Origin of the sequence: Martinezella dioscoreae, assembly GCF_009176305.1 — a bacterium.
GTDB classification, from domain to species: Bacteria; Pseudomonadota; Alphaproteobacteria; order Rhizobiales; family Rhizobiaceae; genus Rhizobium; species Rhizobium dioscoreae.
This window is the reverse complement of the sequence record NZ_BLAJ01000005.1, coordinates 277,805-289,904: the sequence shown is the minus strand read 5'-3', so window position 1 is coordinate 289,904 and position 12,100 is coordinate 277,805. Positions and strand designations below refer to the sequence as shown.

Genomic DNA, 12,100 nt, shown 5'->3' with positions numbered 1-12,100 from the left:
GCTGGTCTGAATTGACAAAAATCAAAACCGCCCGGAGCGATCCGGGCGGTTTCTTTTTGTGCATAATGAAATCGGCAAGGTGAGGGGGGCCGCCTTCCTCAGACGGTTGTCCGATCAGCGGAAGCGGATGATTGCGACTTCGCCTTCGAGTGCGCCTTGATAGGCGGAGGCATGCGGTTCCTCGTCCGGAATATCCGTCAGGAGTCCGATCTGGTCGAGGTCGGCCTCGATGAAGCCCTCTTCGGCAAGAGCGTTCAGTGCCTCGCGCACGGCGGTATCATCGTCGGGCGCTTTCAGCATGACGTGCAGGTCGGTGCCTTCGCCGCCATCGGTCTCATAACCCTTGCCGATGATGATGAAGACCATGGGGCCGTCGGAATTGTTGTCATTGTCTGGCGCAGTAATCATGGATCTTCCTTCGGGAGTATCGAATCGACCCGGCGATTCCTTTTCGCCGCGTGGGTCCGTCAGATGGAAATGTTCTTCCGTGATTCCTTATAGGGATTTTGCCGAAATACCAAAGTCCATCTTGCCGAAGGGGCGGCATTTCCCTATCCAATGCGCCAAATGGCTGGTTTGGCCGGGGTTTCCGGGCTTTATGACAAAGATAATTTCTTAACCGGCCTTGACGAACCGGTGGGAAACCAGTAGTACCGCCGCCATCGGAACCCATGTGAGGCATGGCTATTCGGGGCGACGCGCCCTGGAGTTCACCTCAAACAAGGTTCTAAACGCACGTTGAAGACACGAATGCTGCTCGCACGACGCCACCTTCGGTGTCCTCTGCTTTTCTGTGGTCCATCTGCGAGAGCGGATCGGGCCACGTTTTGCGCATTGAGACGAACGTGTGTCGTGCCGGTGACGGCGAAAGTCATGCCCGCAAGGGTGTCGAGATAGATTTACAAGGGATGGTTGAATGCCTACCGTAAACCAGCTGATCCGCAAGCCTCGCCAGGCGCAGGTAAAGCGTAACAAGGTTCCCGCTCTTCAGGAGAACCCGCAGAAGCGCGGCGTTTGCACCCGCGTCTACACCACGACGCCGAAGAAGCCGAACTCGGCTCTGCGTAAGGTCGCAAAGATCCGCCTGACCAACGGCTTCGAAGTCATTGGTTACATCCCCGGTGAAGGTCACAACCTTCAGGAACACTCTGTCGTCATGATCCGTGGCGGCCGCGTTAAGGACCTTCCGGGTGTTCGCTACCACATCATCCGCGGCGTTCTCGATACCCAGGGTGTCAAGAACCGCAAGCAGCGCCGTTCGAAGTACGGTGCAAAGCGTCCGAAGTAATTCGGATTTTTAGATAATCCGGCGCTGCGCGAGGTTCTCCGCGTGGTTAAGCGTCGCAACAGTTGAGAGACGAGAAGTTACATGTCCCGACGTCATAGAGCAGAAAAGCGCGAGATCAATCCGGACCCGAAGTTCGGCGATCTGGTTGTTACCAAGTTCATGAATGCCATCATGCTGGACGGCAAGAAGTCCGTAGCGGAAAACATCGTATATGGCGCGTTTGACGCCGTGCAGGGCAAGGCAAAGCAGGAACCGCTCGGCGTGTTCCATCAGGCTTTGGATAACATCGCTCCGCACGTTGAAGTCCGCTCGCGCCGCGTTGGTGGTGCTACGTACCAGGTTCCGGTGGATGTGCGTCCTGAGCGTCGCCAGGCTCTGGCCATCCGCTGGCTGATCACCGCTGCTCGCAAGCGTAACGAGACGACGATGATCGACCGTCTGTGCGGCGAACTTCTCGATGCCTCCAACAACCGCGGCGCTGCCGTCAAGAAGCGCGAAGACACGCACAAGATGGCTGATGCCAACCGTGCGTTCTCGCATTATCGCTGGTAATCCCGAACGGTTTCGGAAAGGCAGTCCACAATGGCTCGCGCATATAAAATCGAAGACTACCGCAATTTCGGTATCATGGCGCATATCGACGCCGGCAAGACCACGACGACCGAGCGTATTCTTTACTACACCGGTAAGTCGCACAAGATCGGCGAAGTTCACGATGGCGCTGCCACGATGGACTGGATGGAGCAGGAGCAGGAGCGTGGCATCACGATCACCTCTGCTGCTACCACGACCTTCTGGAAGGGCCGTGACGGCAAGACCCGCCGCTTCAACATCATCGACACTCCCGGCCACGTTGACTTCACCATCGAAGTCGAGCGTTCGCTGCGCGTTCTCGACGGTGCTATCGCGCTGCTCGACGCCAACGCCGGCGTTGAGCCGCAGACGGAAACCGTCTGGCGTCAGGCTGAGAAGTATCATGTTCCGCGCATGATCTTCTGCAACAAGATGGACAAGACCGGCGCCGACTTCTATCGCTCGGTTGAGATGATCAAGACCCGCCTCGGCGCGACCGCAGTTGTCATGCAGCTGCCGATCGGCGCTGAAAGCGACTTCAAGGGCGTTATCGACCTGGTCGAGATGAACGCTCTGATCTGGCGCGACGAGTCGCTCGGCGCCCAGTGGGACGTCGTCGAAATCCCGGAAGACATGAAGGCCAAGGCTGAAGAATATCGCGAAAAGCTGATCGAGACCGTTGTCGAGATCGACGAAGCCGCGATGGAAGCCTACCTCGAAGGCAACCTGCCTGACAACGACAAGATCCGCGAACTCGTTCGTCGCGGCACGATCGACGTCAAGTTCCATCCGATGTTCTGCGGCACCGCATTCAAGAACAAGGGTGTTCAGCCGCTCCTCGACGCCGTTGTCGATTACCTGCCGTCGCCGCTCGACATTCCGGCGATCAAGGGCATCGATGCCAAGACGGAAGCCGAGATCGAGCGTCACGCTGACGACAACGAGCCGCTTTCGATGCTCGCGTTCAAGATCATGAACGACCCGTTCGTCGGTTCGCTCACTTTTGCCCGTATCTATTCCGGCAAGCTGGAGAAGGGCGTTTCGGTCATGAACACGGTCAAGGACAAGCGCGAGCGCGTCGGCCGCATGCTGCAGATGCACTCCAACTCCCGTGAAGACATCGAAGAAGCCTATGCTGGCGACATCGTTGCTCTCGCCGGCCTCAAGGAAACCACGACGGGTGACACGCTCTGCGACCCGCTGAAGCCGGTTATCCTCGAGCGCATGGAATTCCCGGAACCGGTCATCCAGATCGCGATCGAGCCGAAGTCCAAGGGTGACCAGGAAAAGATGGGCCTTGCGCTCAATCGCCTGGCTGCAGAAGACCCGTCCTTCCGCGTCAAGACCGACCAGGAATCCGGTCAGACGATCATCGCGGGCATGGGCGAACTGCACCTCGACATCATCGTCGACCGCATGCGTCGTGAGTTCAAGGTTGAAGCAAACGTAGGCGCGCCGCAGGTTGCCTACCGCGAAACCATCACGCGCCTGACGGAAAAGGACTACACGCACAAGAAGCAGACCGGCGGTACCGGTCAGTTCGCACGCGTCAAGCTCGTATTCGAGCCGAACCCGGAAGGCGAAGACTTCAAGTTCGAATCCAAGATCGTTGGCGGTGCTGTTCCGAAGGAATACATCCCGGGCGTTCAGAAGGGTATCGAAAGCGTTCTGTCTTCGGGCCCGTTGGCAGGCTTCCCGATGCTCGGCGTTAAGGCGACGCTCATCGACGGTGCCTTCCACGATGTCGACTCGTCGGTTCTGGCCTTCGAAATTGCCGCTCGCGCTTGCTTCCGTGAAGCAGCTCGCGAAGCCGGTGCTCAGCTCCTCGAGCCGATGATGAAGGTCGAAGTCGTAACGCCGGAAGACTACGTCGGTGACGTTATCGGCGACCTGAACTCTCGCCGTGGTCAGATCCAGGGCCAGGAGAGCCGCGGTATCGCCGTCGTCATCAGCGCGAACGTTCCGCTGGCGAACATGTTCAAGTACGTCGATAACCTGCGCTCGATGTCTCAGGGTCGTGCACAGTACACGATGACCTTCGATCATTATGCGCCGGTTCCGTCGAACGTCGCACAGGAAATCCAGGCAAAGTATTCCGGTCAGAAGTGACCGGAATACCAATTGACCGATAACAAGAATTGATCCCTCAGGGGACAGGAAAACGGAGAGCCGAAAATGGCAAAGAGTAAGTTTGAGCGCAATAAGCCGCACGTTAACATCGGGACGATCGGTCACGTTGACCACGGCAAGACGTCGTTGACGGCAGCGATCACGAAGTACTTCGGCGAGTTCAAGGCGTATGACCAAATCGACGCGGCTCCGGAAGAGAAGGCTCGTGGCATCACGATCTCGACGGCCCACGTTGAATACGAGACGCCGAACCGTCACTATGCGCACGTTGACTGCCCCGGCCACGCCGACTACGTGAAGAACATGATCACGGGTGCCGCTCAGATGGACGGCGCGATCCTGGTTTGCTCTGCTGCCGACGGCCCGATGCCGCAGACGCGCGAGCACATCCTGCTCGCCCGCCAGGTTGGCGTTCCGGCAATCGTCGTGTTCCTGAACAAGGTCGACCAGGTTGACGACGCTGAGCTTCTCGAGCTCGTCGAGCTTGAAGTTCGCGAACTTCTGTCGTCCTACGACTTCCCGGGCGACGACATCCCGGTTGTCAAGGGTTCGGCGCTTGCTGCTCTTGAAGATTCGGACAAGAAGATCGGCGAAGACGCGATCCGCGAGCTGATGGCTCAGGTTGACGCCTACATCCCGACGCCTGAGCGTCCGATCGACCAGCCGTTCCTGATGCCGATCGAAGACGTGTTCTCGATCTCGGGCCGTGGTACGGTTGTGACGGGCCGCGTCGAGCGCGGTATCATCAAGGTTGGTGAAGAAGTCGAAATCGTCGGCATTCGTCCGACGTCGAAGACGACGGTGACCGGCGTTGAAATGTTCCGCAAGCTGCTCGACCAGGGTCAGGCCGGCGACAACATCGGTGCGCTGATCCGTGGTGTGAACCGTGACGGCGTCGAGCGTGGTCAGATCCTGTGCAAGCCGGGTTCTGTCAAGCCGCACAAGAAGTTCAAGGCCGAAGCCTACATCCTGACGAAGGAAGAAGGCGGCCGTCATACGCCGTTCTTCACGAACTACCGTCCGCAGTTCTACTTCCGTACGACTGACGTGACCGGCATCGTGACGCTTCCGGAAGGCACGGAAATGGTTATGCCGGGCGACAACGTCACGGTTGACGTCGAGCTGATCGTTCCGATCGCGATGGAAGAAAAGCTGCGCTTCGCGATCCGCGAAGGCGGCCGCACCGTCGGTGCAGGCATCGTCGCCTCCATCGTCGAGTAATTCGAAGACGGCCACTCCATCCGAGTGGCCGATTCGATGACAATATTATGATGCAAGCGGCTCTAGCCGCTTGCTTATGACATAGAAATGTTGCAAATGGCGCGCGAGCGCGATTTGCGCGCTGCTTCGGATGACGAAGCGGCCAATGAAATTAACAATAAGGTGGGCCGAAAGGCCTAAAGAGTGGATGGGGATGCCGTAGCCGGCGTCCCTCTCGATCTTTGAAACCGGTGGTCCGCCTTAGGAAACAGAACAAACCGTGCCTTTTCGAAGGGCACGCGAGATAACAAACACAAGGATAACGTCGAATGAACGGCCAAAATATCCGCATTCGCCTGAAGGCGTTCGATCACCGGATTCTCGATGCTTCCACGCGCGAGATCGTGTCGACGGCGAAGCGCACCGGTGCAAGCGTCCGGGGCCCCGTTCCGCTTCCGACTCGTATCGAGAAGTTTACGGTAAACCGGTCCCCGCACATCGACAAGAAGAGCCGCGAGCAGTTCGAGATGCGCACGCATAAGCGCCTCCTCGACATCGTTGACCCGACCCCGCAGACGGTAGACGCGCTGATGAAGCTTGATCTCGCCGCCGGTGTCGATGTTGAGATCAAGCTCTAAGGCCTCCGGTCCTCGAGCTGAGTGAGAAGGATTGAACCGATGCGTTCAGGTGTGATTGCACAAAAGGTGGGAATGACCCGCGTCTACAACGACGCCGGCGAGCATGTCCCGGTTACCGTATTGCGTATGGAAGGCTGCCAGGTCGTAGCCCAGCGCACAGTTGAAAAGAATGGCTACACCGCAGTTCAGCTCGGTGCCGGCCAGGCTAAAGTTAAGAACACGACGAAGGCTCTTCGCGGCCATTTCGCCGTCGCAAGCGTAGAGCCGAAGGCCAAGCTCGCAGAATTCCGTGTCACGGAAGACAATCTGCTCGCAGTTGGCACCGAGCTCAACGCAGGTCACTTCACGGCGGGTCAGCTCGTCGACGTGACCGGCACGACGATCGGTAAGGGCTTTGCCGGCGCCATCAAGCGCCACGGCTTCGGCGGTTTGCGCGCCACGCACGGTGTGTCGGTTTCGCACCGCTCGCACGGTTCGACCGGCTCGCGCCAGGACCCGGGCAAGGTGTTCAAGAACAAGAAGATGGCTGGTCACATGGGCCAGACCCGCGTCACGACGCAGAACCTTGAAGTGGTATCGACCGATGAAGATCGCGGTCTGATCCTTGTCAAGGGTGCGGTTCCCGGCTCCAAGGGCGCCTGGATCATCGTGCGCGACGCCGTCAAGTCGGCAGCGAAGTAAGGGAGCCAAACCAATGGAATTCAACGTCAAGACCCTTGAGGGCAAAGACGCCGGGAAGGTTTCCCTTTCTGATGCGATTTTCGGCCTCGAGCCGCGTGAAGACATTCTCGCTCGCGTCGTTCGCTGGCAGCTTGCCAAGAAGCAGCAGGGCACGCATCAGGCCAAGGGCCGCGCAGACGTAGCGCGCACCGGTGCCAAGATGTACAAGCAGAAGGGTACGGGCCGCGCTCGTCACCATTCGGCTCGCGCTCCGCAGTTCCGCGGCGGTGGTAAGGCTCACGGCCCGGTCGCTCGCAGCCACGAGCATGATCTGCCGAAGAAGGTTCGCGCCCTCGGCCTGCGTCACGCTCTCTCTGCCAAGTTCAAGGCTGAAGACGTGATTGTCATCGACAATCTCGTCGCTACCGAAGCCAAGACCAAGGCACTCGCTGGCGCTTTCGAGACGCTCGGCCTGACGAACGCTCTGTTCATCGGCGGTGCTGAGCTCGATAGCAACTTCAAGCTCGCAGCCCAGAACATCCCGAACATCGATGTTCTGCCGGTTCAGGGCATCAACGTTTACGACATCCTGCGCCGCGGCAAGCTCGTGCTGTCCAAGGCTGCAGTTGAAGCTCTAGAGGAGCGGTTCAAGTGACGGATCTTCGCCATTATGATGTGATCGTTTCTCCGGCGATCACCGAAAAGTCCACGCTGCTGTCGGACAATAACCAGGTTGTTTTCAACGTTGCGAAGACCGCGACGAAGCCGGAAATCAAGGCTGCCGTCGAAGCGCTCTTCGGCGTCAAGGTTACGGCCGTTAACACTCTGCTGCGCCTCGGCAAGACCAAGCGGTTCAAGGGTCTTGTCGGCAAGCAGAAGGACGTGAAGAAGGCTGTTGTGACGCTCGCCGAAGGCCAGTCGATCGACGTCTCCACCGGTCTCTGAGGAATAAGAAAATGGCATTGAAAACATTCAATCCGACGACCCCGAGCCAGCGTCAGCTGGTCATTGTCGATCGCTCCTCGCTCTACAAGGGCAAGCCGGTCAAGTCGTTGACCGAAGGCCTCACCTCCAAGGGTGGCCGTAACAACACCGGCCGCATCACCGTCCGTTTCCAGGGCGGTGGTCACAAGCGCAGCTATCGTCTGGTCGACTTCAAGCGTCGCAAGTTCGACGTCGAAGCAACCGTCGAGCGTATCGAATACGATCCGAACCGTACCGCTTACATCGCTCTGGTGAAGTACACGGACGGCGAACTGGCCTACATCCTCGCTCCGCAGCGTCTCGCTTCGGGCGACAAGGTCATCGCTTCGGAAAAGGCAGTGGACGTGAAGCCTGGCAACACCATGCCGCTTCAGTTCATCCCGGTCGGCTCCATCATCCACAATGTGGAAATGAAGCCGGGCAAGGGCGGTCAGATCGCTCGTTCCGCCGGTTCCTACGCTCAGCTCGTCGGCCGTGACCAGGGCATGGCGATCCTTCGCCTGAACTCGGGCGAACAGCGCCTCGTGCACGGCACCTGCCTTGCCACGATCGGTGCGGTTTCGAACCCGGATCACGGCAACATCAACGACGGTAAGGCCGGTCGTTCGCGTTGGCGTGGCAAGAAGCCGCATAACCGCGGCGTTGTCATGAACCCGGTTGACCATCCGCACGGCGGTGGTGAAGGCCGCACCTCCGGTGGTCGCCATCCGGTGACCCCATGGGGCAAGCCGACCAAGGGCAAGCGTACGCGGTCGAACAAGTCGACCGACAAGATGATTATGCGCTCGCGCCATCAGCGCAAGAAGTAAGAGAGGAAGTCTCAAGTGGCTCGTTCAGTATGGAAAGGTCCGTTTGTTGACGGCTATCTTCTCAAGAAGGCTGAGAAGGTGCGTGAAGGCGGACGTAACGAAGTAATCAAGATGTGGAGCCGTCGCTCCACCATCATGCCGCAGTTCGTTGGTCTCACCTTCGGCGTCTACAACGGCAGCAAGCACATTCCGGTCAGCGTCAATGAAGACATGGTCGGACACAAGTTCGGCGAGTTCGCCCCGACCCGTACCTATTATGGTCACGGTGCGGACAAGAAGGCGAAGAGGAAGTAACAATGGGCAAGGCAAAAACCGAACGCCGGCTGAAGGACAACGAGGCGCAGGCAGTTGCGCGCACGCTCCGCGTCAGCCCGCAGAAGCTCAACCTGGTCGCGGCTTCGATCCGCGGCAAGAAGGTTGACCGCGCGCTCGCAGAGCTGGAATTCTCGCGCAAGCGTATCGCTGGCGCTGTGAAGAAGACGCTCGAATCTGCGATCGCCAATGCAGAAAACAATCACGATCTCGACGTTGACTCGCTGGTCGTTGCGGAAGCTTACGTCGGCAAGTCGATCGTCATGAAGCGTTTCCACGCTCGTGGCCGCGGCCGCGCATCTCGCATCGAGCGTCCGTTTGCGCACCTGACGATCGTCGTTCGTGAAGTGGAAGCTCAAGGGGAGGCCGCATAATGGGTCAGAAAATCAATCCGATCGGCTTTCGTCTTGGCATCAACCGTACCTGGGATAGCCGCTGGTTCGCGGACAATGCCGAGTACGGCCAGCTCCTCCACGAAGACCTGAAGATGCGCAAGTTCGTCATGAACGAACTGAAGCAGGCTGGTATCTCCAAGGTGGTCATCGAGCGTCCGCACAAGAAGTGCCGCGTCACGATCCACTCGGCTCGTCCGGGCCTGATCATCGGCAAGAAGGGCGCTGACATCGACAAGCTCCGCAAGAAGCTGTCGGACATGACGAATTCCGAAACGCACCTCAACATCGTTGAAGTTCGCAAGCCGGAAATCGACGCGACGCTGGTTGCCCAGTCGATCGCTCAGCAGCTGGAACGCCGTGTCGCTTTCCGTCGCGCTATGAAGCGCGCCGTTCAGTCCGCGATGCGTCTTGGCGCCGAAGGCATCAAGATCACCTGCGCCGGCCGTCTCGGCGGTGCTGAAATCGCTCGTACGGAATGGTACCGCGAAGGTCGCGTGCCGCTGCATACGCTGCGCGCCGACATCGACTACGGTACGGCTGAAGCAGAAACCGCTTTCGGTATCTGCGGCATCAAGGTCTGGATCTTCAAGGGCGAAATCCTTGAGCACGATCCGATGGCCTCCGAACGCCGTGCGCTCGAAGGCGACGCCCAGGGTCCGGCTAGCCGCGATCGCGATAGAGACCGTCGCCGCGACAACGCTTGATAGCGTACGTGGCAGATAAGTTCGGAGAATAAGAAAATGTTGCAGCCAAAGCGTACGAAGTACCGCAAGCAATTCAAGGGCCGCATCAAGGGCGTTGCCAAGGGTGGTTCTGATCTGGCGTTCGGCGAATTCGGCCTGAAGTCGCAGGAGCCTAACCGTGTCAACGCTCGCGAGATCGAAGCGGCCCGCCGCGCGATCACGCGCTATATGAAGCGCGCCGGCCGTGTATGGATCCGCGTGTTCCCGGATGTTCCGGTAACCGCAAAGCCGACCGAAGTCCGTATGGGTAAAGGTAAGGGCTCTGTCGAATACTGGGCATGCAAGGTCAAGCCCGGCCGTATGATGTTCGAGATCGACGGTGTGAGCGAAGAAATCGCTCGTGAGGCCCTGCGCCTCGGCGCTGCCAAGCTCTCGGTCAAGACGCGCTTCGTTCAGCGCATTGCAGAGTAAGGAAGAAGCTCATGAAAGCCGCAGATGTTCGCGCCCTGAGCGCCGACCAACTCAAGGACGAGCTTGCCAAGCTGAAGAAGGAGCAGTTCAACCTGCGCTTTCAGAAGGCGACCGGCCAGCTCGAGAAGTCCTCGCGCATCAACGAAGTCCGCAAGGACATCGCTCGCGTAAAAACCATTGCCCGCCAGAAGGCGGCAGAAGCAAAGGCCTAAAGGAAGAATAACATGCCGAAGCGCATTCTGCAGGGCGTCGTGGTCAGCGACAAGAACGAGAAGACGGTAGTTGTCCGCGTTGAGCGTCGTTTCGCTCACCCGCTGCTCCAGAAGACCGTTCGTCGTTCCAAGAAGTACAAGGCTCACGACGAAAACAATCAGTACAAGACCGGCGACGTCGTTTCCATCGAGGAATGCGCGCCGATCTCCAAGGATAAGACCTGGACGGTCGTTTCCGCCCAGTCCAAGTAACAGAATTTCGCTCAGGCCCTTGCGCTTGGGCGAAATATCTGTATGAAGCACGAGCTTGGAAGCAGGACGCTCGCGAACGGGCGTTCTTTTGCTTTATTGATGGCCGGCAGAGGCGACCCGTTGCGGTTCCGAAGCCCAGGCATAATCAGACAAGACACTAGTCCATAAGCCGGGGTAGGGGGTCGATTGGCCCAACCATTCCGGTAACAACAAGAAGGCGACCTGACATGATTCAGATGCAAACAAACCTCGACGTGGCGGATAATTCCGGCGCACGTCGTGTCATGTGCATCAAGGTGCTGGGCGGCTCGAAGCGCAAGTATGCCTCGATCGGCGACGTTATCGTCGTTTCGATCAAGGAAGCTATCCCGCGCGGCCGTGTGAAGAAGGGTGACGTGATGAAGGCGGTTGTTGTTCGTACCGCCAAGGACATCCGTCGTCCGGATGGCAGCGTCATCCGCTTCGATACCAACGCAGCAGTCCTCATCGACAACAAGAAAGAGCCGATCGGCACCCGTATCTTCGGACCGGTTCCGCGCGAACTTCGCGCCAAGAACCACATGAAGATCATCTCGCTGGCTCCAGAAGTACTGTAAGGAGCGGAGCGATGCAGAAGATCCGTAAAGGCGACAAGGTTGTCGTATTGACCGGTAAGGACAAGGGCCGTACCGGCGAAGTCATTCAAGTGCTGCCGAAGGAAGACCGTGCGGTCGTTCGTGGCGTCAACGTCATCAAGCGCCATCAGCGCCAGACGCAGAACCAGGAAGCCGGCATCATCAGCAAGGAAGCCCCGCTTCACCTGTCCAACATTGCGATCGTCGACAAGGACGGCAAGCCGACCCGCGTCGGTTTCAAGGTTGTGGATGGCAAGAAGGTCCGTGTGGCCAAGACCTCGGGAGAAGTGATCGATGGCTGAGGCAAAGTACGAGCCGCGGCTCAAGAAGGAATATGTTGCTCGCATCCGTGCAGCCATGCAGGAGCAGTTCTCCTACGCTAACGAGATGCAGATCCCGAAGCTGGACAAGATCGTGATTAACATGGGTGTTGGCGAAGCGACGGCTGATTCGAAGAAGCCGACCGTTGCTGCTGCCGACCTGGCGGCCATCGCTGGCCAGAAGCCGGTCATCACCCGCGCACGCAACTCCATCGCTGGCTTCAAGGTCCGCGAAAATATGCCGATCGGCGCGAAGGTTACCCTGCGCGGCGCCCGCATGTATGAGTTCCTGGATCGTCTGGTCAACATCGCGCTTCCGCGCGTTCGCGACTTCCGCGGCCTGAACCCGAAGAGCTTTGACGGTCGTGGCAATTTTGCCATGGGCATCAAGGAGCACATTGTGTTCCCTGAGATCAACTACGACAAGGTTGATCAGATGTGGGGCATGGACATCATCGTTTGCACGACGGCGACGACCGACGACGAAGCACGGGCTCTTCTGAAAGAGTTCAACTTCCCGTTCCGTCAATAACCGTAACGACGAGCGTAGAAAAGGAAC

19 protein-coding genes are annotated in these 12,100 nt (G+C 58.5%); 18 read left to right on the top strand and 1 reads right to left on the bottom strand.

Translation table 11 applies throughout. The features are described from left to right. Window positions 1-114: 114 nt before the first annotated feature. Window positions 115-408, bottom strand: coding sequence for a transcriptional regulator (locus GDN47_RS22270; RefSeq protein WP_152094263.1), 294 nt, complete (start codon window positions 406-408; stop codon window positions 115-117). A 508-nt stretch (window positions 409-916) separates the two neighbouring features. On the opposite strand from GDN47_RS22270, the gene rpsL reads away from it, so the two are divergent. From rpsL to rplE, 18 genes are all read left to right on the top strand, one after another. Beyond that, entirely contained in the window at window positions 917-1,288 is a 372-nt protein-coding gene (gene rpsL / locus GDN47_RS22265; protein ID WP_003507760.1) for a 30S ribosomal protein S12, read from the top strand. An 81-nt stretch (window positions 1,289-1,369) separates the two neighbouring features. Next, window positions 1,370-1,840 carry a 30S ribosomal protein S7 gene (gene rpsG, locus GDN47_RS22260; RefSeq protein WP_069614847.1) on the top strand — a complete coding sequence of 157 codons (471 nt, stop codon included), beginning with the start codon at window positions 1,370-1,372 and terminating at the stop codon, window positions 1,838-1,840. Between the two features lie 30 nt (window positions 1,841-1,870). Further along, window positions 1,871-3,970 (top strand): elongation factor G, encoded by a 2,100-nt coding sequence (fusA, locus tag GDN47_RS22255; protein ID WP_106997622.1) that lies wholly within the window; start codon window positions 1,871-1,873, stop codon window positions 3,968-3,970. A gap of 66 nt (window positions 3,971-4,036) precedes the next feature. After that, window positions 4,037-5,212: an elongation factor Tu gene (gene tuf, locus GDN47_RS22250; RefSeq protein WP_152094262.1), complete on the top strand. Its 1,176-nt coding sequence runs from the start codon at window positions 4,037-4,039 to the stop codon at window positions 5,210-5,212. 308 nt (window positions 5,213-5,520) lie between these two features. After that, the gene (gene rpsJ, locus GDN47_RS22245; protein ID WP_003547547.1) at window positions 5,521-5,829 is read left to right on the top strand and encodes a 30S ribosomal protein S10; all 309 of its coding nucleotides are present in this window, start codon (window positions 5,521-5,523) and stop codon (window positions 5,827-5,829) included. Between the two features lie 39 nt (window positions 5,830-5,868). Beyond that, window positions 5,869-6,510, top strand: a complete 642-nt coding sequence (rplC, locus tag GDN47_RS22240; RefSeq protein ID WP_075852342.1) for a 50S ribosomal protein L3 — start codon at window positions 5,869-5,871, stop codon at window positions 6,508-6,510. 13 nt (window positions 6,511-6,523) lie between these two features. After that, window positions 6,524-7,144, top strand: a complete 621-nt coding sequence (gene rplD, locus GDN47_RS22235) for a 50S ribosomal protein L4 (protein ID WP_015339599.1) — start codon at window positions 6,524-6,526, stop codon at window positions 7,142-7,144. After that, window positions 7,141-7,434 (top strand): 50S ribosomal protein L23, encoded by a 294-nt coding sequence (locus GDN47_RS22230; RefSeq protein WP_015339600.1) that lies wholly within the window; start codon window positions 7,141-7,143, stop codon window positions 7,432-7,434. The genes rplD and GDN47_RS22230 overlap by 4 nt, the downstream gene beginning before the upstream one ends. 11 nt (window positions 7,435-7,445) lie before the next feature. Continuing rightward, the gene (gene rplB, locus GDN47_RS22225; RefSeq protein WP_069611898.1) at window positions 7,446-8,282 is read left to right on the top strand and encodes a 50S ribosomal protein L2; all 837 of its coding nucleotides are present in this window, start codon (window positions 7,446-7,448) and stop codon (window positions 8,280-8,282) included. A gap of 15 nt (window positions 8,283-8,297) precedes the next feature. Beyond that, on the top strand, window positions 8,298-8,576 hold the full coding sequence (gene rpsS, locus GDN47_RS22220; protein WP_037199970.1) for a 30S ribosomal protein S19: 279 nt from the start codon (window positions 8,298-8,300) through the stop codon (window positions 8,574-8,576). Between the two features lie 2 nt (window positions 8,577-8,578). Beyond that, window positions 8,579-8,968 (top strand): 50S ribosomal protein L22, encoded by a 390-nt coding sequence (gene rplV / locus GDN47_RS22215; protein ID WP_004118391.1) that lies wholly within the window; start codon window positions 8,579-8,581, stop codon window positions 8,966-8,968. Further along, window positions 8,968-9,693: a 30S ribosomal protein S3 gene (gene rpsC / locus GDN47_RS22210; protein ID WP_004118393.1), complete on the top strand. Its 726-nt coding sequence runs from the start codon at window positions 8,968-8,970 to the stop codon at window positions 9,691-9,693. Before rplV ends, rpsC begins: the two co-directional genes overlap by 1 nt. Before the next feature lie 36 nt (window positions 9,694-9,729). Continuing rightward, on the top strand, window positions 9,730-10,143 hold the full coding sequence (gene rplP, locus GDN47_RS22205) for a 50S ribosomal protein L16 (protein WP_004118395.1): 414 nt from the start codon (window positions 9,730-9,732) through the stop codon (window positions 10,141-10,143). An 11-nt stretch (window positions 10,144-10,154) separates the two neighbouring features. After that, the gene (gene rpmC, locus GDN47_RS22200) at window positions 10,155-10,355 is read left to right on the top strand and encodes a 50S ribosomal protein L29 (RefSeq protein WP_007690763.1); all 201 of its coding nucleotides are present in this window, start codon (window positions 10,155-10,157) and stop codon (window positions 10,353-10,355) included. A 12-nt stretch (window positions 10,356-10,367) separates the two neighbouring features. After that, window positions 10,368-10,607 (top strand): 30S ribosomal protein S17, encoded by a 240-nt coding sequence (gene rpsQ / locus GDN47_RS22195; RefSeq protein ID WP_069611899.1) that lies wholly within the window; start codon window positions 10,368-10,370, stop codon window positions 10,605-10,607. Between the two features lie 227 nt (window positions 10,608-10,834). Then, window positions 10,835-11,203, top strand: a complete 369-nt coding sequence (rplN, locus tag GDN47_RS22190; RefSeq protein WP_003573790.1) for a 50S ribosomal protein L14 — start codon at window positions 10,835-10,837, stop codon at window positions 11,201-11,203. An 11-nt stretch (window positions 11,204-11,214) separates the two neighbouring features. Next, a complete protein-coding gene (rplX, locus tag GDN47_RS22185; RefSeq protein ID WP_069611900.1) occupies window positions 11,215-11,523 on the top strand; it encodes a 50S ribosomal protein L24 in 309 nt (102 codons plus the stop codon). After that, window positions 11,516-12,073, top strand: coding sequence for a 50S ribosomal protein L5 (gene rplE / locus GDN47_RS22180; RefSeq protein WP_069611901.1), 558 nt, complete (start codon window positions 11,516-11,518; stop codon window positions 12,071-12,073). Before rplX ends, rplE begins: the two co-directional genes overlap by 8 nt. Window positions 12,074-12,100: the final 27 nt, after the last annotated feature.